This is a genomic window from Pseudomonas sp. FW305-3-2-15-C-LB1, from assembly GCF_058787615.1.
In genome coordinates, this window is record NZ_JBYSZX010000002.1 from 375,198 (window position 1) to 395,557 (window position 20,360).

A 20,360-nucleotide genomic window follows, 5' to 3' on the forward strand; every position below is an offset into this window, starting at 1 on the left:
AAAGATAATCGGAGAACCGCCGTCATGGCTTTGGATTTATTCGTCGTACTCATCTACGCCGCCGGCATGCTCGTGCTCGGCTACTACGGCATGCGCCGCGCCAAGACCCACGAAGACTACCTGGTGGCCGGGCGCAACCTGGGCCCGTCGCTGTACATGGGCACCATGGCCGCCACGGTATTGGGCGGTGCGTCCACCGTCGGCACCGTGCGCCTGGGTTATGTGCATGGCATTTCCGGCTTCTGGCTGTGTGCCGCGCTGGGCATGGGCATCATTGCGCTGAACCTGTTCCTGGCCAAGCCGCTGTTGAAGCTGAAGATCTTCACCGTGACCCAGGTCCTGGAAAAACGCTACAACCCCATGGCCCGCCAGGCCAGCGCTGTGATTATGCTGGCTTATGCACTGATGATCGGCGTGACGTCGATCCTGGCCATCGGCACTGTGTTGCAGGTGTTGTTCGGCTTGCCGTTCTGGATCTCGGTGCTGCTCGGCGGTGGCGTGGTGGTGGTGTACTCGACCATCGGCGGCATGTGGTCGCTGACCCTGACCGACATCGTGCAGTTCGTGATCAAGACCGTCGGTCTGATGTTTATCCTGCTGCCGATCTGCCTGTACCGCGTCGGCGGCTGGGATGAGTTGGTCGCGAAGCTGCCGGCGTCGAGCTTCAGCTTCACCGCCATCGGCTGGGACACGATCATCACCTACTTCATGATCTACTTCTTCGGCATCCTGATCGGCCAGGACATCTGGCAGCGGGTGTTCACCGCCCGTGATGAAAAGGTCGCCCAGTACGCCGGCACCTTCGCCGGTTTCTACTGCATCCTCTACGGCCTGGCCTGTGCGCTGATCGGTATGGCCGCGCACGTGCTGATCCCGGACCTGGACAACGTCAACAATGCGTTTGCCGCTATCGTGAAAGCCTCGCTGCCAGATGGCATCCGTGGCCTGGTGATTGCCGCGGCACTGGCGGCGATGATGTCCACCGCCAGCGCCGGCCTGCTCGCTGCCTCCACCGTACTGACCGAAGACCTGCTGCCGCGCCTGCGTGGCGGCAAACAGTCGAGCCTGGCCGTCAACCGCCTGTTCACGATGCTGACAGGTGTTGCCGTGCTGGGCATCGCACTGGTAGTCAGCGATGTGATCAGCGCCCTGACCCTGGCCTATAACCTGCTGGTGGGCGGCATGTTGATCCCGCTGATCGGCGCGATCTTCTGGAAGCGCGCCACCACCTCCGGGGCAATTACTTCCATGACGCTGGGCTTTGTGACCGCGCTGGTATTCATGATCAAGGATGGGCTGGATGCGAACACGCCGATCTATTACAGCCTGGCGGTGGGGCTGGTGAGCTTTGTGGTGGTGAGTGTGTTGTCGCGTCGGCCAGAGGGCGTGGCGGCCAGCGCGGTTTGAGAGACAGCGGGTTTTAGAGGGGTTTCTTCAGCGGGCGCGACGTCGGATGTCGCGCCCGTTTTTTTCATTCAACCGCCAGGTTCTGGTTTGCCTGGATGATCTCCTGGACCAGGGAGGCCCATAACAGTCCTTGCGTTGTGCCGGCGGCGTAGGTTCCTCCGGCTGCGATGTGGTGGTGGGCGCAACAGTAAACTATCGACACGCCTTCCTCCTCACAGGCTATAACGATGAAGTGCTCCCTGCTCTGCGCGGCGATCTGGACCGGACTTAAAGGCTGTGATGGAAACCGAACCCCGGAGCTTCCCAAAAGCGCTTTGATCTCCTTCTTCAGATGGATAAGTTCCAGGCCGTAGCTCGAAACCTCAACATCCCGAGCCTGCGCGAATTTCGCCAGCGTTGGGTTGTCAGCCAGAAACTTGTCAAACAGCTCGATACCTGCACGATTGCACTCAACGACCAAGTACGGATCGGCATAACTGACACCATCGCTCTTCTGATCTCCCCCATACACCGTGACCTGATAATTCGCCAACCGGAGCATCACGGCCAGGAACAGGCCATTAATGCCTCTGCCGATGATTGAAACACGCGGCGCACTGGCCGCTGCGGGCAGAGAAGGGAGCGTCAATGACTGTGCAAGTTTACGCCTCACCAGACCGCGCAAGGCCATCAAACTCAGCTGTATTGAAACGGCATAGTCAAGGTCGCGGTGGCAGGCCTCGGTAGTTGACGCCTGGGTAGTCAGCGTCGCAGGCCGGTACCAAGTGGAGACCTCACAGCCGAGCCTCTGTGTGCGTTGTCGGAACTCATCCAGTGTCGCAGGCCCATAGTCCAATACCAGCTGGATATGTTCAGCCTCGGCCAGGGCGTACAACGCACCGTCGCTGAAGACGTCCGGCTTGGCGACACAGATCAGGCGGGCTTGGCGGTGCAGGCACTGAATGAGGACCCGATCGAGGCGATGAACGGACTCGTCATTGAGGGATACGCATACTGCGACAGCGGCGGCGCCCTCCAAGGCCTCGAACCAGTCCACGACAAATGACACTCGACTGTCGGAGGCGGGATTGCCGAGAGTATCCGACGCTCGACCTGGCCGGACCAGCACTCTGATCCGAACATTGGGATCTCGATCAAGCAACAGGTTGACCAGTTCTTTCCCCACATTGCCGTATCCCAGTACACGCACGTCACGGGGGATGGAACCATCCGCCAGTCTCAGCCAACGCAGGATATAGGCGGCCACATGCGGCGCATTCACCCCTGGGGTGTTGAGTACTTGAATGGCGTGGGATTCACACAGGTCCAGTCGTATCTTGTCCAAACTCGTGCCCCTGCGGATCAAACAGAGGTTTCCAAAGGGGTGGGAGGTACGCCATTGCTCCAGGACATCTGCATCGATGGGTTGGTCTCCAACAATGATGGTTGTTGGACGCAGGAGCGCGATCTGTATCAGCAGCGCCTGCCTGGTCAATGCCGGCGAAAGAAACACGACGTTTCTGGGCGCGTCGGCCCTCCAGCCTTTCGACACAGGCGCAGCGTGTAAAACACAGTCGGTTGTGGTGATGAGTGACGCGGCGACCGGAGGAACCGAAGAGAGCAACATAGCTTTGTCTCCAACAACTCTGACTGACACCTCGAAAAGAGGTACTCAATAAAACGTTGGGGCGCTATGAATAGGCGCTTGAGTTTCAAGCTATGGGTATTTCTAGAATTAGATAAGCCAGCTGATTCCGACTGACAGGTAGTCCGATTCTGACCATTAGTCAAAACGCTTGAAGAGAGGCGGATGCTCACCCTAAAACGGGGCGACGTTAGCTGTCGCACATTTCTTTGGCCTGGTGCAAAACGACTGTGGGAGCGGGCTTGCTCGCGAAGGCGGTGTGTCAGTACATAAAATGTTGACTGACACACCGCCTTCGCGAGCAAGCCCGCTCCCACATGGATTCTGAGGCGATTTACAGGTCGCGTTTTATCGCCGACGTGGACGACGCTGCTCGTCATCTGTGCGAATCGGCACCGGCTGCAGCGGAGGCTCGATCAAGCCCAGTGCAACACCCAGGTCATGGAGCCAGTTTTGAATTTTCTCTTTCATGGTTGCCCCCTTTGAGGGTAATGCGAGTAGGCGCAAGTTCTGTCGCCCTTTCCTACAGTGATAGTAGCCCTAAGTCCTACGTATTGCTTGAACGAAAACACAACGAACTATTACTGAATTCATCAAAATCCTGACGGATCGCTCAAGCGATGGCGCGGGTGTCTTGCACAACCGCAGCGTTGCCGGCTTGCTGCAGGTCGATCCATGCGTTGAGGTTAGCGCCGAGCATACCCTTTCGCCACATCAGCCAGGTGGTCGCAGTGGCAAAAGGCCCTGTCAGCGGATGAACGGACACGCTGTCCTTGCCAGGCAGGCTGTCGAGCATCGATTCGGACATTAGCGCCACGCCCGACCCGGCGATCACACAGGCGAGCATGCCTTGGTAGGACTCGATCTCAATCGCCCGGCCCATGGCCACGCGCTCATGGGAGAACCAGGTCTCCAGGCGGGTGCGGTAGGCGCAACTGCGACGGAAGGTGAACACCGAGCGCCCCGCTACATCCTGAGGCCCACGCACGGGGGGATGATCGGCTTCGCAAATCAGCACCAGACGTTCTTCGCACAGGGCGATGCCGTCCAGGGAGGCGATGGTGATGGGGCCGTCCACAAAGGCCGCATCCAGGCGACCGGTGATCAACCCTTCGAGCAACTCCCCGCTGGGCGCCGATTGCACCTGAAGGTTCACCATCGGATAAGCCTTGTGATAGCCCGCCAACAGCTTCGGCAAATGCACCGCGGCCGTGCTGTACATGCTGCCCAATACGAAATCGCCAGCCGGTTGCCCACCTTGCACGGCGCCATGGGCTTCATCATGCAGGGCCAGTAGACGAGTGCTGTAGTCCAGCAGCACCTTGCCCGCAGGAGAAAGCTGCAAGCGCTGGCGTTCACGCACGAACAGCTCTACACCGAGCTGCTCCTCCATTTGCTTGAGGCGCGTCGACAGGTTCGACGGCACCCGGTGCAAGCGGTCAGCCGCACGGGTAATGGAGCCCTCTTCCGCCACGGCCTGGAAAATGCGCAATTGACTGAACTCCATGAGTTTCTCCAAAACTGAACAAGTTGCTCACTATTATTCAATTTTACAGAAAGTCAATCCACCTTAGCCTGAAGGTATTCGCTTAGCCGCAGGAAATCTGACCATGTCTCCCTTGATTCGCTTAACTGCCAGCTTTGTCGCCTTGATGATGGCGATGGGGATTGGCCGCTTCGCCCTCACCCCGCAAATGCCGCACCTGCTCAGCGAGGGGCAGATCGACTTGACCGGTGCGGGCCTGATCGCCGCCGCCAATTACCTGGGCTACTTCGTCGGCGCGGTGGATTCGATCTTCGCGCGCAGCCATCACCACGTCCGTGGCCGGTTGTTTGGCGGGTTGTGGCTGTGCGTGCTGCTGACCCTGGCGTCGTACTGGGCTCATGGCTTTTGGCCACACCTGTTGCTGCGCTTTGGCACCGGCGTCGCCAGTGCCTGGGCATTGGTGATGATCACCAGCCTGAGCCAGCCGCTGGCGATTGCCGCCGGACGTCCGCGCCTGGGTGCCTTGGTGTTTGCCGGTCCGGGACTGGGGATTTTGCTGACGGGCTTGCTGGCGGTGGGCTCCAATCTGCTGGGGCAAAGCTCCGCAACGTTGTGGCTGGTGTATGGCGCAGTGGCGCTGGTGATGTTGCTGGCGATTCTGCCTTTCCTGCCCAAGCCGTCTGCCGCCGCCCCCCTTAGCGGCCACTCCGACGCGGGCACTAATGGCAGCATCGCGCATTTGTGCTGGATCTACGTACTGTTCGGCCTGGGCTACATCATCCCGGCGACGTTCCTGTCGCAGATGGCCAACCCGCAGTTCAAGGGGGCCTGGCAGGCCGACCTGTTCTGGCCGTGCTTCGGCCTGGCCGCCGCGATCGGTGTGGTGGTGGCGACCCTGCGCCGCAAGGACCCGAACACCACGCGCCGCTGGCTGATGACCACGCTATGGCTGCAAGCGGCCGGGGTGTTTGCCTGCTTGCTGGGCAATGGCTGGGGCCTGGCACTGGGGGTCTTGCTGTGTGGCGGGCCGTTCCTGGCCTGCATGCAGTTGGTGATGGCCCGGCTGCGGGACGTCGCGCCCCATGGCTACCAGCGCAGCACCGGGCTGTTGACCGCCAGCTTTGCCATCGGCCAATTGAGCGGGCCGTTGCTGGCGTCAGTCAGCAGCCACCTGAGCGGTGGCCTGCAACCGGCGCTGGTGGTCGCCGGGGCAGGCTTGTTGGTGGCGGGCTCGGTGTTGATCAGCCGACAACCAGCGGCGCAGGCACACGCACCTGTTCACGTCGCGCCAGTACCAGGAAAAACAGCCCACCCAGGAAGCACCCGGTAAACCAGGCAAAGTTGGCCATGCCCTGCAAGGCCGGGGTGAAGGTGATCGCGACGCCCACCAGCGTCGCGGGCACCAATGCCTTGATCGCCGTCCAGTTCACGCCACCGTCGAAGTAGTAGCGCCCGCTGGGGCTGTCATCGAACAGTGCATCCACGTCGATCTGCTGTTTTTTGATCAAATAGAAATCCACCAGCAGGATCCCGAACAGCGGCCCGATAAACGCCGCGAGGATGTCCAGGGTGTAGTGGATCATCAGCGGGTTATTGAACAGGTTCCACGGGGTGATGAAGATCGACGCCACGGCAGCGATCATCCCGCCGGCGCGCCAGCTGATCTTGCTCGGTGCGACGTTGGCGAAGTCAAACGCCGGGGACACGAAGTTGGCGACGATATTGATGCCGATGGTCGCGGTGACGAAGGCAAAGGCCCCGAGCAATACGGCCATGCTGTTGTCGATGCGCGACACGGTGGCGATCGGGTCATGCAGCATTTCACCAAACACCGGCAAGGTGCCCGAGACAATCACCACGGTCACCAGGGAAAACGCCAGGAAATTCACCGGCAGCCCCCAGAAGTTGCCGCGTCGTACGTCCTGCATGCTGCGGCAGTAACGGCTGAAGTCACCGAAGTTCAATGTTGGCCCGGAGAAATACGACACCACCAGCGCCGTCGCCACAACGACCTGGCCAAACGCCTGCCAGCCCGACAGGGATTTTTCCGCCAGGGTAAAACTGATGTTCGACCAACCGGCCTTCCACACGATCCAGCCGGCCAGGGCAAACATCACCGCGTACACCACCGGCCCGGCCCAATCGATAAAACGGCGGATCGACTCCATGCCCGCCCAGAACACCGCTGCTTGCAACACCCACAGGCTGAGGAAACCAAACCATCCAAGGTAGGACAGGCCTGCAAAATGCGGCTCTGCATACACCGCCATCTGTGGGAAGAAGCGCAGCACCACGATGATCAAGGCACTCGACGCCAGGTACGTCTGAATCCCGTACCAGGCCACGGCGATCAGGCCGCGAATCACCGCCGGAATATTCGCGCCAAACACACCAAACGCCAGCCGGCAGATCACCGGATAAGGCACCGCAGCCTGCTGGCTTGGCTTAGCCACCAGGTTGGCGATCAACTGCACAATGCAGATCCCCACGAGCAAGGCGATCAACACCTGCCAACTGGCCAGCCCCAGGGCGAACAAGCTGGCGGCGAACACGTAGCCGCCGACGCTGTGCACGTCGCTCATCCAGAAGGCGAAGATGTTGTACCAGTTCCACTTTTGCGGCAGCGGGCCCAAGTCCTGGTTGTACAGGCGTGGGCTGTAGCCTTTGGGCAATTGTTCGGTCATCGCTGGGCTCCTCGAAATACCGGCCTGCGCTTCCGTCACGGGGTGCATACGGGAGGCGGCATGGTTTGTATACGAGATAGTCAGCAGAATGCGTGCCAATTGAACGCAATCCCTTTGGCACGGCGCTCCAAAGGGACTGATAACGGGCTATAGGGCGGCGCCACGCTCAGCAACGGTGCACAGATATCCTGTACACAATCAGCGTTGCACTCGTTGTGCACACAGGTAGCCCACCGTACAGCATGCGGCGGTCAGGAACGTCCCCCAGGCCATGTCCATGATCGCCAATCGAGCGGACCAACCTTGCAGCGTGGCCCAGTTGCTCAGGTCATAGGTGCCGTAGGCGACCAGGCCGAGCAAGGCGCCCAGGCGGGCGGCGCGTTGCCAGCTTGCGCTGGGCAAGACCACGAACACGACGCAACCGAGCACATAAAGGAGATAGAACAGCGTTGCGGGCAACAGCCGAGGTTGATCCAGCATCAGTGGACCCAACAGGGACTTATAGGTGGGGCCCATGATGACGCCGAGCCAGAGGCCGTCCAGTATCAGGAAGGCGAGCAACGTGCCGAGGTAGGCGAACAGCGTTTTCTTATTCATTGAGGCGGCCTCTGTAGACGCCAATGGGCGCCTACAGAAGAGCAGAACGCACTCAGCTTAGTTCAATGCGATCGGCATGAATCACAATCTGGCCCTGCTTATACAGCGCACCGATGGCCTTCTTGAAGTTGCCCTTGCTCACGCCGAACAAGTTGCTGATCACCGCCGGGTCGCTCTTGTCGCTGACCGGCAACGTGCCGTTGTTTTCACGCAACTTGGCGAGGATCTTCGAGTTCAGGCTGGAGGCCGCTTCCTGGCCAACCGGTTGCAGGCTCAGGCTGATGTTACCGTCGGCACGGATCTCTTTGATAAAGCCTTTTTCTTCCTTGCCCGGGCGCAGGAACTTGAACACTTCGTTCTTGTGGATCAGGCCCCAGTGCTTGTTGTTGATGATCGCCTTGAAACCCATGTCCGTGGCTTCGGCCACCAGCAGATCGACTTCCTGGCCCACCTGGTAGTTGGACGGTGTCTTGTCCAGGTAGCGATCCAGGCGTGCAGTGGCGGTGATGCGCTTGGTGTGCTTATCGAGATAGACATGCACCACGCAGTATTCACCGGCCGTCAACTGGCGCTTTTCTTCCGAATACGGCAGCAGTAGATCCTTGGGCAACCCCCAGTCGAGGAACACGCCAATACTGTTGACTTCCACCACTTTCAAACTGGCGAATTCACCGACTTGAACTTTGGGTTTTTCAGTCGTGGCGATAAGTTTGTCATCGCTGTCCAGATAAATGAAAACGTTGAGCCAGTCTTCATCTTCACTGGGAATATCTTTGGGGATATACCGATTGGGCAAGAGGATTTCGCCATCTTGCGCACCGTCCAGGTACAAACCGAAGTTAGTATGTTTAACCACTTGCAAGCTGTTGTAGCGCCCGACTAAAGCCATGTCCAAACCCCTCATTACGTCGGCGGCATTCTACCCGAGTTGCGCTCGCCACGCGCGGGCGCCTGAAAAATCGCGGGCTGGCGTGGCCTTCCAATGGCACAGCCCCGCTCGTCCGATTACTGGACTGAATTTTCCAGCGCTGCCGAACGCCCTCCATCCCCGTGGTTTCGAGTTAAAACAGTAAGTTAGAGGCTTATTTCAAAGATGAACTTTGGCTATTTCCACACCCGACACTTATTCCAGGAGGATATTTACCAAGCAATTGTCAAGTCATTCCTGTACGATGCCTGGCCAAGTTAATTTTCTACAGGTTAGTGGCCGCCATGCGCGTAAAAGCATCCAACAGCAAAGCAAAGCCAGCTCCCGCCGTTGAAACCAGCGAGTCGATCAACAGCCAGATTGCGGCGTTCCTCAAGTCCGGCGGCGAAATCCAGCAAATTGCCAAGGGCGTAAGCGGCCAGACTTTCGGCCCGTCCAAGCAGATCAGCCTGGGTAAAAAGTAATACCGCGCAATCCCCCTGGTCCCTAAGCGTCTTGACTTTCAAGGCGCTAGGACTAGAGCCTCAAGTCCCCCCCGCTATACCTCTAATCGACGAACGGGCCTCACCGCCTGCCATTCGCCGGTATGCTTGCACACGTCTAGCACGGGCATCTGCCCGATTTCATCCGTCACTGCTCCTCGCTTTTCATGGAGTGAAGCATGTTCAAATCCTGCATCTTCCTGGTCTTTGCCCTGGTTGCCAGCCCCCTCGCCGAAGCGCAGGTCTTCCAGCGTGAATTGGGCGATTTCGACCTGAAATTGGGCACCACACCCAGCCGAAGCATGGCCCAGGGCCTGGTCAAGCCCACCTCCCCCGGCAGCGACTCGTTCCATGGCGGGCTGGACCTGAGCCACGACAGTGGCCTGTACTTCGGTCAGTTTTCACCCAACATGGGCTTGTCTTCGTCCAGCAACCTCGAAATCGATTCCTACATGGGTTTCAAACACCCCTTCGACCAGACCCTGGGTTACGAAGTAGGCCTGATCCACTACAGCTACCCCAAGCTCAGCCCCCTCGACAGCCAGGAGTTCTACGGCGGCCTGAACCTGTTGGGCAACCGCTTCGGGGCGTCCTTCAGCAACGACCCGGACCGCCAGGACAGCACCCTGTTCGCCGACCTCGGTGGCACGCAGCCATTTGGCATCGGCGTCAGTATGAAATACACCACCCATCAGTTGGGCACTCCGGTTTCGGTGGACGGCGGCTCCATTCGCAGCTTCAGCGACTGGTCGGTGCAATTCTCCCGGGAGTGGATGGGCGTTGATTTGAATCTGATCTACAGCGACTCCAGCCTCAGCGGCGGGGATTGCTCGGCCTACTCCGGACACAATTCGCAATGCGATGGCCTGTTGACGCTGAAGGCTGCGCGGTCGTTTTATTGATGGGCTGAACTGTTGCAACCGCTGCGGGTTCACATGTGATAACCCACTCTGCGAAGGACCCGCCCATGCTGCGTCGGCTCAAACTACTGATGCTATTACTGAGCCTGAGCCTGGTGCTCGCCGGCTGCAATCGCGTGGGCCTGGCCTACCGCAACCTGGACGTGATCATCCCCTGGACCCTCAACGACTACCTGGACATGAACGCCGGGCAGAAGAGCTGGTTCAACGACACCCTCAAGCAGCACCTGGCCTGGCACTGCACCACGCAATTGCCGGGTTACCTGGATTGGCTGGACCGCCTGCAGCGGATGGCCGATGACAATCAGGTCACCGACGCTGCCTTGCAGGCCCGTACCGTCGAGGCCAAGCAGGCCATCAACGAAATCGCCCACGAGATCACCCCCTCCGCCATCCAACTGCTACAGGGCCTGGATGATCAGCAGGTCAAGGACATGAACGACGCGCTGGCCAAGGACCTGCGCAAACGCCAGGACGAATACCTCAAGCCGCCCCTGGCACAGCAGATCAAGGAGCGCGCCGAACGCATGAATAAACGCCTGGACGCCTGGATCGGCCCGCTCAGCGCCAGCCAGCAGAACCGCGTAACCGCGTGGTCCATCGCCCTGGGCGAGCAGAACCGGGAATGGATCGGCAATCGCGCCCGCTGGCAGGCGCAATTTATCGACGCCGTGCAACAACGCCGCAGTGCCGATTTCCCGCAGAAGATCCAGCAGTTGCTGGTTGACCGCGAAAGCCTGTGGACCCCGGAGTACAGAACGGCCTATGCCCGGACGGAAGCGGCGGCGCGCAGCCTGATTGTCGATGTGATGGCCGAAAGTACGCTGCAACAACGGCAGAAACTCACGCAGAAAATCGACAAGGTCCGCAGTGATTTCCAGGCACTTAAATGCTTGAAGAGCGCGCAGTCCTAACCGGGCACCAACGTCCCCAGCCAGGCCACCAGCGCCAGGATCAACACCACTGCGGCAGACTCCAGCGCAATGCTGCGACGCAGTGCTTTGACTGCCACGGTAGTGTCGCCCGCCGCCAGGGCGCGTTGCAGCAACGGCGTGAATTGCGAGCGATTGAGCGCCGCCAGCCCCAGCATCACACCGAACACGCCCAACTTGACGCACAACAGGAGCGCGTAGGTGCCCCCGGTGATGCCATCGAGGTTCGGCCCGACCACAAACAGATAATTCGCCACGCCCGTGCCGATCAGCACCGCTACGAACAGCATGCCCATCCGCTCGAACGCCGCCAGCGCGTGGGCCAGCCTGTGGAGCGCCGGTAACGAGGTACTCCTCAGCGCCAACCCGAATGCAGCCAGCGCGCCGACCCAACCCGCCGCCGCCAGCAGGTGCGCACTGTCGCTGAGGACGTGCCACAACCCCTGCGTACCCTCATGCATCACGCCGTGTCCAGCCCACGCCAGCGTCACCAGCGCAATCGCGCCGAACAGCGGCGCCAGTCCGGTATTGAGCGCAACCAGCACCAACGCCACCATTCGCAAGCTCCAGGTCCAGCCCAGCTCGGTCTGCCAGAGCATCATCTGCAGGTGCGGCCACAGCGTTTGCCAATCTTCAGCGCCGCTCATGGCCTGGGTCATGACCAGCAGCGACGCCACCGACAGCAGTACGCCCAGGCACGCCGCCAGCCGCAACAGCGGCTGCAGATTCAATAGGCGGCGGTCGCCATAGAGGCCAAACAACCCCAGGCCGAACACCAGCATCAAATCCAGATAAAGCGCAAAACGCAGGAATATCGAGACCGCCTCACTCATGGCTGGACGCTGAACATCACATTCCCCAGGATCGGATGCGTATCGGACGACACCGCGCGCCAATCCACCCGATAAGTACCCGCCGTCAGCGCGGACGCCGGCTTGATCAGCATCACCTTGGGATCGGTACTGGCGGCGACGCTGGCTTTCACCGGCATCGGCGAGTGAGACATGCCGGGCATATCGGTCATGGTCAGTTTGGCGCCAGAAAACTGCGTCAGCAGGTTTTCCGAGAAACGCAGTTCAATCACGGCGGGTGGCGCCCCCTTGGCCCCATCCGATGGTGTGGACGACAGCAGCTTTGGATGAGCTGATACCGCCAGGCTGGTGATCAGTCCGGCGCACAGCACAGTAGTTTTCAACAATGACATGCAAGGCTCCAGGCCGCTCATGGCGGCGAGTGAGTTATAGGATGGGTAAAACCGTCAGAACCACAGACGCACACCGACCACCCAGCGCCATTGGCTGATGTCTTCGCCTTCATCCCGTGCGTATTGCGCGGTCTGGCCGTAGCTGCGGTTCCAGCTGACGCCCACGTAGGGCGCGAACTCACGGCGTACTTCGTAACGCAACCTCAAACCCAGCTCACTGTCCGACAGGCCCGAACCGACGCCGCGCGGCGGGTCGTTGCGTCCATAGAAGTTGAGTTCAGCGGTGGGCTGCAGGATCAGCCGGTTGGTCAGCAGGATGTCGTAGTCGCCTTCCAGGCGAGCAGCGGTACGACTCGCATCACCGACAAACAACGTGGCTTCGGCTTCGAAGTTGTACAGCGCCATGCCCTGGGCGCCGAACGCCGCCCAGGTCTGGCCGTCGCCCGGTTTGAAGTCATGGCGCACGCCGCCCACCAGGTCCCACCACGGGCTGATGGCGTGCCCCCACAGGGCCTGCACCTCGGCACTTTCAGTGCGGCCGGCACTGCGCTCGCCTTCACTGCGCAGCCACAGACGGTCGATATCGCCGCCAACCCAGCCTTTGATATCCCAGTTCAGCGCGCCTGCACCGTCACCGCCCTGCCATTCCAACTGGTTGATCAGCAGCAGCGAATTGACGCCACTGTCATGAACCCTGTGCCCACCGGGGGCGTTGTACACCGCCGCGCGATCAGCATCGGTCAGCGCCGGGATCGGTGTGCGGCTCTCGGTGAGCGCCGGTGTCGCCGGGCTCATGCCCTGGAACTCGTCGGCCTGCACCAACGGAGCGAACGCCAGCCCGATAACGGCGAATAAAACACGATGGCTCATGCTTGCGTCCTTATTCATGCACGCGCACCTCTCGGAACATGCCCATTTCCATGTGGTACAGCAGGTGGCAGTGATAGGCCCAGCGCCCCAGCGCATCGGCGGTTACCCGGTAGCTGCGCCGCGAGCCCGGCGGCATGTCGATGGTGTGCTTGCGCACCTGGAACTGGCCGTTTTCATCCTCCAGATCACTCCACAAGCCATGCAGATGAATGGGATGGCTCATCATGGTGTCGTTGACCAGCACCAGCCGGACCCGCTCGCCATACGTGAGCTGCAAGGGTTCGGCATCGGAAAACTTCACGCCATTGAACGACCAGGCGAACTTCTCCATGTGCCCGGTGAGGTGCAGCTCAAGGGTGCGGCTGGGGTCGCGGCCGTCAGGGTCTTCAAAGGTGCTGCGCAAGTCGGCGTAAGTCAGGACACGCCGGCCGTTGTTGCGCAGGCCGATGCCGGGGTCGTCGAGCTTGGGCACCGGGTTCATGGCCTGCATGTCCACCAGCGGGTTGCCTTGCTCGCTGGCCGGATGGGCCTGCATCGACATGGCGCTGTGATCCATGCCCGCCATGTCCGGCATATCCGCCATGGCGCCGTGGTCCATGCCGCCCATGCCCATGTCGTCCATGGTGATCCAGGGGCGCGGGTCCAGCGCCGGCACCGACGCGATTGCTCCCGCTTGAAGGGCCAGCGTGCCGCGGGCGTAACCACTGCGGTCCATCGACTGCGCAAACAGGGTGTAGGCGGCCGCGGTAGGTTCGACCAGCACATCAAAGGTCTCCGCCACGGCAATGCGGAACTCATCGACACTCACTGGCTGCACCGGCTGGCCATCGGCGGCGATCACCGTCATTTTCAGCCCCGGGATGCGCACATCGAAATAGCTCATCGCCGAGCCGTTGATGAAGCGCAGGCGCAGGGTCTCGCCCGCCCGGAACAGGCCAGTCCAGTTGCGTTCCGGTGGCTGGCCGTTGAGCAGGTAGGTGTAGGTCTCGCCGCTGACGTCGGCCAGGTCGGTGGGGTTCATCTTCATCTGCGCCCACATCAGGCGATCGGCGGCGGTGGCCGACCAGCCCTGCTTGCCCACGTCCCGCACGAAATCGCCCACGGTGGGTTTGTGCAGGTTGTAGTAGTCGGACTGTTTCTTGAGGGTTTTCATCAGCGCAACCGGGTCTTCATCGGTCCAGTCCGACAGCATCACCACGTAGTCACGTTGGTAAGTGAAGGGCTCGGGCTCCCTGGGATCGATCACCAACGGGCCATACACACCCTGCTGCTCCTGAAACCCCGAGTGGCTGTGGTACCAGTAGGTGCCGTGCTGCTTGAGCGTGAACTGGTAGACAAACACCCCACCCGGCTCGATGCCCTTGAAGCTCAAGCCCGGCACACCGTCCATGGACGACGGCAGGAGAATGCCGTGCCAGTGGATCGACGTCGGCTCGGCCAGGCGGTTCTTCACGCGCACGGTGACCGTGTCGCCTTCGCGCCAGCGCAGCAAGGGGCCAGGCAGGCTGCCGTTGATGGTCAGCGCGGTACGGTTGCGACCGGTGAGGTTGACTGGCATCTGGTCGATGAACAAATCAAATTCGGTACCCGCCAGCACGGTGGGCTGACCGGGACTGGTGAGCGCCCAGACCGGGCTGCGCCAGAGCCCTAGCCCGCTGAGCAAGCTGCCGGCGGCCAGGCCTTTGACGAAGGTTCGTCGGGTAGTGGTGGAGTGCATGCCGATTCAATTCCATGGGTTGAATGGCAGCAGATTAGGCAGGGCCGGCTGTCAGCCAGCTTAGCGGCAGATTACCGATCTGACAGGTTCGCCCGGCACCGTACTCGGTGCCGGGCGTAGCGGGTCAGGCGATCTGCGCCTTGGAGGCCACTTCGGCAAAGGTCGTTGGGTCCAGTGCATCCGCCTGTTCGTCCAGCACCTGGCGCGGGTGATCATTGCCCGGGATCGAACTGTCGATCAGCGCCAACAGCTGCGCGCCGAGCGGAGTCAGGATGAAATTCTCACCATTGCCGCCCTCCTCTTCAGGGCGCGACTCGATGAAGCCGCGCTTGAACAACAGCGCTTCATAATCTGCCGCGGTCTTCTTGAGCGCGTCCAGGTTACCGGTGGACTCGCCCGCCGTGGCCTTCTCGGCCGCTTCCTGCTCGGCGTATTTGCGTGGGGCGAAGCTGCCCTCGCCGTTCTGCACTTCATGCAGCAGACGTTCGATCAGATCCCAGTTGTAAGTCGTCATCCTGATTCCTCCTGCAGGCGGGTGGAAAATAGCCTGTCTAGAGGTGTGACACGCCCTGTCGGTCACCGTTCAGCCGAATAGACGGACGTTATTTCTCTGAACTTTCCAGACGTTCGCGGCCTCAACAGCTCATATCCGCCAAGGAGGTGTACCCATGAAAACCCTGATGAACCTTGCCGTCGCGGCCGCGCTGTTTAGCGCCCTGCCCGCCTGGGCCTGTACGCCCGACGAAGCCACGAGCAAGCGCGAGCAATTGGCTCAGGAAGTGACCAGGCTGACCGAACAGAATCCGACCAAGGCCAAGGAGATCAACGACGAACTGCAGAAGATGGACCTGGATACGCAAAGCGCGGAGTTCCCCGACAAATGCCAGTTGATCGACGCCCGGCTCAAGGAACTCAAGGAAGCCGCCGCCAAAGCCAAAGACTGAGGGCATAAAAAAACCGGACAATCGTCCGGTTTTTTCACATCACCCTCGCCTTATTCGGCAGCCGGGGCTTGCGGCTTGCGGCGCTTGAGCGGTGCCATGCCGTCCTTGCTGACGAGCGACAGGTTGTCGGTCTTCGGCCGGTTGGCGATCTTGCGCTTGGTGGGCGACTTGGCGCCGGTTTTCTTCTTATCGCCCTTGGCGTCGGTCTTTTTCTTCTTCACGCCAACGGCCTTGCCCGAGGCCTTGACCTTCTTCGGCCCGGTGTAGGTGCCTTTGACCTCCTTGATGGTACGGCGCTCGAACGACTGCTTGAGGTAGCGCTCGATGCTCGACATCAGGTTCCAGTCGCCATGGCAGATCAGCGAGATGGCCAGGCCATCGTTGCCGGCACGCCCGGTACGGCCGATACGGTGCACGTATTCGTCGCCGCTGCGGGGCATGTCGAAGTTGATCACCAGGTCCAGGCCGTCCACGTCCAGGCCGCGTGCGGCAACGTCGGTGGCCACCAGGATCTTCACGCCGCCGGCCTTGAGGCGGTCGATGGCCAGCTTGCGGTCCTTCTGGTCTTTCTCGCCGTGCAGCACGAACGCCTTGTATTCCTGGGCCACCAGGCGGCCGTAGATGCGGTCGGCGGCGGCGCGGGTGTTGGTGAACACAATGGCTTTCTGATAGGTCTCGTTGGCCAGCAGCCAATTGAGGATCTGCTCTTTATGTACGTTGTGATCGGCGGTGACGATCTGCTGGCGCGTGGTCGCGTTCAGGTCGCTGACGTTGTTGACCTGCAGGTGCTCAGGATTGTTCAGCACCTTGGCGACCATCTCGCGCAGGGTGGAACCGCCGGTGGTGGCGGAGAACAGCATGGTCTGCTGGCGGTTGACGCACTCGCCCACCAGGCGCTGTACATCGTCGGCAAAGCCCATGTCGAGCATGCGGTCGGCTTCGTCCAGCACCAGCACTTCGACTTCCTTGAGGTCGAGGTTGCCGGCGTTGAGCTGCTCGATCATGCGCCCCGGGGTGCCGATCAGGATGTCCGGCACCTTGCGCAGCATGGCGGCTTGGACCTTGAAGTCTTCACCGCCGGTGATGATGCCGGACTTGATGAAGGTGAACTGGGAGAAGCGCTCGACTTCCTTCAAGGTCTGCTGGGCCAGCTCGCGGGTCGGCAGCAGGATCAGGGTCTTGATGCTGACGCGCACTTTGGCCGGACCGATCAGGCGGTTCAGCACAGGCAGGACAAAAGCGGCGGTCTTGCCACTCCCGGTTTGAGCTGTCACCCGCAGGTCACGCCCTTCGAGCGCGAGCGGGATGGCCGCTGCCTGCACAGGCGTAGGCTCGATAAATTTAAGCTCGGCCACGGCTTTGAGCAGGCGTTCGTGCAGGGCGAATTGGGAAAACACGGGTGCTACCTCGAAGAAATACAAAAAATCAGCTGCATAGGTTACCGGTTTCGGGCGCCCAAACCGAGTTTCTTTACGTGAACGGTGTGAATCGGCCGCTTTTTTGTCAGGACATTTGTCCATGGCGTCAACTTTGTTGCACTTAAATGCTCTAATCGCCCCGTCTTGTCCCACAGAAGAATCGGTTTCACCCATGGATATCAAACAGCTCTGGCTCAACGCCCAGGACCTCTGGGGCGCCCTCGATGAACACCCGCTGCTGCACGCCAGCCTCGGCTTGCTGGTGTTGCTGGTGGTGGCCCTGGTGCTCGGACGAGTGGCGCGCTACCTCATCCTCCACGCCGTCAAACTGCTTGGCCGGCAACCGTCCCTGCACTGGCTCAACGACCTGCGGCACAACAAGGTCTTCCATCGCCTGGCGCAGATGACGCCGTCACTGGTGATCCAGTTCGGCCTGTACCTGGTGCCGGACCTGAGCAAGACCGCCATCCTGTTCATCGGCAACGTGGCCCTGGCGCTGACCATCCTGTTCCTGGTGCTGGCCATCAGCGCCCTGCTCAACGCCCTGCTGGACATCTACGCCCGCACCGAACACGCGCGCACCCGCTCGATCAAGGGCTATGTGCAGTTGGCGAAGATGGTGCTGTTCGTGTTTGGCGCGATCATCATCGTCGCCACCCTGATCGACCGCTCGCCGCTGTTGCTGCTGTCGGGGCTGGGTGCGATGTCGGCGGTGATCCTGTTGGTGTACAAGGACACGTTGCTGTCGTTCGTCGCCAGCGTGCAGTTGACCAGCAACGACATGCTGCGGGTCGGCGACTGGATCGAAATGCCCCAGGTCGGCGCTGATGGTGATGTGGTAGACATCACGTTGCACACGGTCAAGGTGCAGAACTTCGACAAGACCATCGTCTCCATCCCCACCTGGCGCCTGATGTCCGAGTCGTTCAAGAACTGGCGCGGCATGCAGGCCTCCGGCGGGCGCCGCATCAAGCGCAGCCTGTTCATCGACGCCAGCGGCGTGCGCTTCCTGCGCGACGACGAAGAACTGCGCATGACCCAGGTGCACCTGCTCACCGACTACATCGGGCGAAAACAGGCCGAACTCAAGGCCTGGAACGAAGCCCAGGGCCACAGCGCGCAACTGTCGGCCAACCGCCGCCGCATGACCAACCTCGGCACCTTCCGCGCCTATGCCCTGGCCTACCTGAAAAGCCATCCGGACATCCAGCCGAACATGACCTGCATGGTGCGCCAGATGCAGACCACTGCCCAGGGCGTGCCGCTGGAGATCTACTGCTTCACCCGCACCACGGCATGGGCCGATTACGAGCGGATCCAGGGGGATATCTTTGATTACCTGCTGGCGGTGTTGCCGGAATTTGGCTTGAGTCTGTATCAGCAGCCGAGTGGCAATGACTTGCGCGCCGGGGTGTTGCCGGCGGTGTTGGGGGCCAGTCATTTGCCGGCCCCTGAAAGTCGCGCTGGCTAAACCAGGGAGCGGTTGGGCGCCTTCGCGCCCAACCGACTGATCCACACCGCCCCCAGAATCACCACCCCACCCAACGCCAACCGCCCCAGCGGTTCATGCTGGTTCCAGATCAGCAAATTCAGCAGCAACCCCACCGGCACATGCAGGTTATTCATCACCGCCAGGGTGCCACCCTGCACCAGGCAGGCGCCCTTGTTCCACCAGTACATGCCCAGCGCCGTACTGACCAGGCCAAGGAACACCAGCACGCCCCATTGCAGCGGCGCCTCCGGCAGGAAGTCAGCTTTGCCGAACAGCAGGAATGCCGGCAACACCACCAACAACGCGCCCACATAGAAGTAACCAAAGCGCCGGTAGTGCGGCAGGTCACTGGGGTAGCGCGCCACCAGGTGCTTGTACATCACCTGGCCGGCGGCGTAGGTGAAGTTGGCCAATTGCAGCAGCAGGAAACCGCCAAGGAAATGCGGGGTGATCTGGTCGAAGCGAATCACCGCTGCGCCTGCTACCGCCACGAGTGCGGCGACCAGTGCCCAGGGGTTGAAGCGACGGTTGAGGGCGTCCTCGATGAGGGTCACGTGCAACGGCGTGAGAATGGTGAACAGCAGCACTTCCGGCACGGTGAGCACACGAAAGCTCAAGTACAGGCACACATAGGTCACACCGAACTGCAGCGCGCCGATCACCAGCATGCCGCGCATGAAGGCCGGTTCCACCGAGCGCCAGCGGGTCAGCGGGATGAACACCAGCCCGGCCAGCAGCACACGCACCAGCACGGCGAAGTAGCTGTCGACGTGACCGGCGAGGTATTCGCCGATCAAGCTGAAGGAAAATGCCTGAATCAGGGTAACAACCAGTAAGTAGCCCATGCGCGCCTCGTTTCGAATGGGCGGGACATTAACGGTTTTCGACGGTTGAAGAAACTCGGGGCAAAAAAAACCCGACCTCGCTAAAGCGTCAGTCGGGCGGTAGCACTCAGGAGCAAAAGTGCAAAGGGAGGTTCGTTACGCGTACTTGAAGGGTTGGCGTGGAGCGATATAAACACTGCGCGATTATGTGACGATTAAAGGATCAAGCCACCTGGGCCAGCAGCGCCTTGGCGTGGTTGATGCCCTTTTCCTGGAAGTCACCGCTCAGGTTCACCCCTTCGGCATGAATGAAGGTGACGTCATGAATCCCGATGAAGGCCATGACCTGACGCAGGTACGGTTCCTGGTGATCGGAGCTGGCGCCGGTGTGGATGCCGCCGCGAGCGGTGAGCACGATGGCGCGCTTGCCAGTCAGCAGACCCTGAGGGCCGGTGGCGGTGTACTTGAAGGTCACACCCGCACGCAACACGTGGTCCAGCCAGGCTTTGAGGGTGCTGGGGATCGCGAAGTTGTACATCGGCGCAGCCATCACCAGGACGTCGGCGGCGAGCAATTCGTCGGTCAATGCGTTGGAACGATCCAGGGACGCCTGTTCGTCGGCGTTGCGCTGATCGGCCGGCTTCATCCAGCCGCCGAGCAGGTTGGCATCCAGGTGTGGAACCGGGTTGAGCGCCACGTCACGGACGGTGATCTGATCTGTCGGGTGAGCGGCCTGCCATTGGCTGATGAATTGCTGGGTCAGTTGGCGGGAAATCGAATCCTGCTGGCGAGCGCTGCTTTCGATGATCAGAACGTTGGACATGGCGTTGT

General features: G+C 60.8%; 21 protein-coding genes. 7 read left to right on the top strand and 14 right to left on the bottom strand.

Annotated features, from left to right (window positions below):
* Positions 1 to 24: 24 nt before the first annotated feature.
* A complete protein-coding gene (locus AC3WP7_RS05515) occupies positions 25 to 1,407 on the top strand; it encodes a sodium:solute symporter family protein (protein WP_092242910.1) in 1,383 nt (460 codons plus the stop codon).
* 64 nt (positions 1,408 to 1,471) lie between these two features.
* On the opposite strand, the gene AC3WP7_RS05520 is transcribed toward AC3WP7_RS05515, so the two are convergent.
* From AC3WP7_RS05520 to ptrR, 3 genes are all read right to left on the bottom strand, one after another.
* Positions 1,472 to 3,013 (bottom strand): amino acid dehydrogenase, encoded by a 1,542-nt coding sequence (locus AC3WP7_RS05520; protein WP_102592249.1) that lies wholly within the window; start codon positions 3,011 to 3,013, stop codon positions 1,472 to 1,474.
* 366 nt (positions 3,014 to 3,379) lie between these two features.
* On the bottom strand, positions 3,380 to 3,502 hold the full coding sequence (locus AC3WP7_RS05525; protein WP_003193089.1) for a PA1414 family protein: 123 nt from the start codon (positions 3,500 to 3,502) through the stop codon (positions 3,380 to 3,382).
* Between the two features lie 142 nt (positions 3,503 to 3,644).
* Positions 3,645 to 4,538 carry a putrescine utilization regulator PtrR gene (ptrR, locus tag AC3WP7_RS05530; RefSeq protein WP_093514026.1) on the bottom strand — a complete coding sequence of 298 codons (894 nt, stop codon included), beginning with the start codon at positions 4,536 to 4,538 and terminating at the stop codon, positions 3,645 to 3,647.
* A gap of 103 nt (positions 4,539 to 4,641) precedes the next feature.
* On the opposite strand from ptrR, the gene AC3WP7_RS05535 reads away from it, so the two are divergent.
* Complete coding sequence (locus AC3WP7_RS05535) at positions 4,642 to 5,847, top strand: MFS transporter (RefSeq protein WP_102593238.1); 1,206 nt, start codon at positions 4,642 to 4,644, stop codon at positions 5,845 to 5,847.
* On the opposite strand, the gene AC3WP7_RS05540 is transcribed toward AC3WP7_RS05535, so the two are convergent.
* The 3 genes from AC3WP7_RS05540 to AC3WP7_RS05550 form a co-directional block, all read right to left on the bottom strand.
* Positions 5,759 to 7,201, bottom strand: coding sequence for an NCS1 family nucleobase:cation symporter-1 (locus AC3WP7_RS05540; protein WP_092242900.1), 1,443 nt, complete (start codon positions 7,199 to 7,201; stop codon positions 5,759 to 5,761). The two genes, AC3WP7_RS05535 and AC3WP7_RS05540, sit on opposite strands and share 89 nt — an antisense overlap.
* Positions 7,202 to 7,399: 198 nt before the next feature.
* Entirely contained in the window at positions 7,400 to 7,798 is a 399-nt protein-coding gene (locus AC3WP7_RS05545; protein ID WP_092242896.1) for a DUF2177 family protein, read from the bottom strand.
* Positions 7,799 to 7,850: 52 nt separating this feature from the next.
* Complete coding sequence (locus AC3WP7_RS05550) at positions 7,851 to 8,687, bottom strand: CvfB family protein (RefSeq protein ID WP_102593237.1); 837 nt, start codon at positions 8,685 to 8,687, stop codon at positions 7,851 to 7,853.
* 323 nt (positions 8,688 to 9,010) lie between these two features.
* Between AC3WP7_RS05550 and AC3WP7_RS05555 the strand changes: the two genes are divergently transcribed.
* The 3 genes from AC3WP7_RS05555 (at position 9,011) to AC3WP7_RS05565 (ending at position 11,042) form a co-directional block, all read left to right on the top strand.
* On the top strand, positions 9,011 to 9,190 hold the full coding sequence (locus AC3WP7_RS05555; RefSeq protein ID WP_003193095.1) for a PFL_1563 family small protein: 180 nt from the start codon (positions 9,011 to 9,013) through the stop codon (positions 9,188 to 9,190).
* A 197-nt stretch (positions 9,191 to 9,387) separates the two neighbouring features.
* Positions 9,388 to 10,110 (top strand): TorF family putative porin, encoded by a 723-nt coding sequence (locus AC3WP7_RS05560; RefSeq protein WP_092242894.1) that lies wholly within the window; start codon positions 9,388 to 9,390, stop codon positions 10,108 to 10,110.
* A gap of 65 nt (positions 10,111 to 10,175) precedes the next feature.
* Positions 10,176 to 11,042, top strand: a complete 867-nt coding sequence (locus tag AC3WP7_RS05565; RefSeq protein WP_102593236.1) for a DUF6279 family lipoprotein — start codon at positions 10,176 to 10,178, stop codon at positions 11,040 to 11,042.
* Here the strand turns inward: AC3WP7_RS05565 and copD are convergent.
* The 5 genes from copD to AC3WP7_RS05590 all read right to left on the bottom strand — a co-directional run bounded on the left by copD (position 11,039) and on the right by AC3WP7_RS05590 (position 15,365).
* Positions 11,039 to 11,893, bottom strand: coding sequence for a copper homeostasis membrane protein CopD (gene copD, locus AC3WP7_RS05570; protein ID WP_102593235.1), 855 nt, complete (start codon positions 11,891 to 11,893; stop codon positions 11,039 to 11,041). The genes AC3WP7_RS05565 and copD overlap by 4 nt on opposite strands.
* On the bottom strand, positions 11,890 to 12,264 hold the full coding sequence (copC, locus tag AC3WP7_RS05575) for a copper homeostasis periplasmic binding protein CopC (protein WP_092242886.1): 375 nt from the start codon (positions 12,262 to 12,264) through the stop codon (positions 11,890 to 11,892). Before copC ends, copD begins: the two co-directional genes overlap by 4 nt.
* Positions 12,265 to 12,318: 54 nt before the next feature.
* On the bottom strand, positions 12,319 to 13,134 hold the full coding sequence (locus AC3WP7_RS05580) for a copper resistance protein B (RefSeq protein ID WP_102593234.1): 816 nt from the start codon (positions 13,132 to 13,134) through the stop codon (positions 12,319 to 12,321).
* A 10-nt stretch (positions 13,135 to 13,144) separates the two neighbouring features.
* Positions 13,145 to 14,851 (bottom strand): copper resistance system multicopper oxidase, encoded by a 1,707-nt coding sequence (locus AC3WP7_RS05585; protein WP_102593233.1) that lies wholly within the window; start codon positions 14,849 to 14,851, stop codon positions 13,145 to 13,147.
* 124 nt (positions 14,852 to 14,975) lie between these two features.
* On the bottom strand, positions 14,976 to 15,365 hold the full coding sequence (locus tag AC3WP7_RS05590) for a transcriptional regulator (protein ID WP_092242878.1): 390 nt from the start codon (positions 15,363 to 15,365) through the stop codon (positions 14,976 to 14,978).
* Between the two features lie 154 nt (positions 15,366 to 15,519).
* Between AC3WP7_RS05590 and AC3WP7_RS05595 the strand changes: the two genes are divergently transcribed.
* Positions 15,520 to 15,795 carry a hypothetical protein gene (locus AC3WP7_RS05595; protein WP_092242875.1) on the top strand — a complete coding sequence of 92 codons (276 nt, stop codon included), beginning with the start codon at positions 15,520 to 15,522 and terminating at the stop codon, positions 15,793 to 15,795.
* Positions 15,796 to 15,845: 50 nt separating this feature from the next.
* Here the strand turns inward: AC3WP7_RS05595 and AC3WP7_RS05600 are convergent, their stop codons facing one another.
* The gene (locus AC3WP7_RS05600) at positions 15,846 to 17,192 is read right to left on the bottom strand and encodes a DEAD/DEAH box helicase (RefSeq protein ID WP_102593239.1); all 1,347 of its coding nucleotides are present in this window, start codon (positions 17,190 to 17,192) and stop codon (positions 15,846 to 15,848) included.
* A 193-nt stretch (positions 17,193 to 17,385) separates the two neighbouring features.
* On the opposite strand from AC3WP7_RS05600, the gene AC3WP7_RS05605 reads away from it, so the two are divergent.
* Positions 17,386 to 18,684 (top strand): mechanosensitive ion channel family protein, encoded by a 1,299-nt coding sequence (locus AC3WP7_RS05605; RefSeq protein ID WP_092242872.1) that lies wholly within the window; start codon positions 17,386 to 17,388, stop codon positions 18,682 to 18,684.
* Here AC3WP7_RS05605 and AC3WP7_RS05610 read toward each other — a convergent pair.
* Positions 18,681 to 19,550 (bottom strand): carboxylate/amino acid/amine transporter, encoded by an 870-nt coding sequence (locus AC3WP7_RS05610; protein WP_092242869.1) that lies wholly within the window; start codon positions 19,548 to 19,550, stop codon positions 18,681 to 18,683. The two genes, AC3WP7_RS05605 and AC3WP7_RS05610, sit on opposite strands and share 4 nt — an antisense overlap.
* Before the next feature lie 202 nt (positions 19,551 to 19,752).
* The gene (locus AC3WP7_RS05615) at positions 19,753 to 20,352 is read right to left on the bottom strand and encodes an FMN-dependent NADH-azoreductase (protein ID WP_071491348.1); all 600 of its coding nucleotides are present in this window, start codon (positions 20,350 to 20,352) and stop codon (positions 19,753 to 19,755) included.
* Between the last annotated feature and the right edge of the window lie 8 nt (positions 20,353 to 20,360).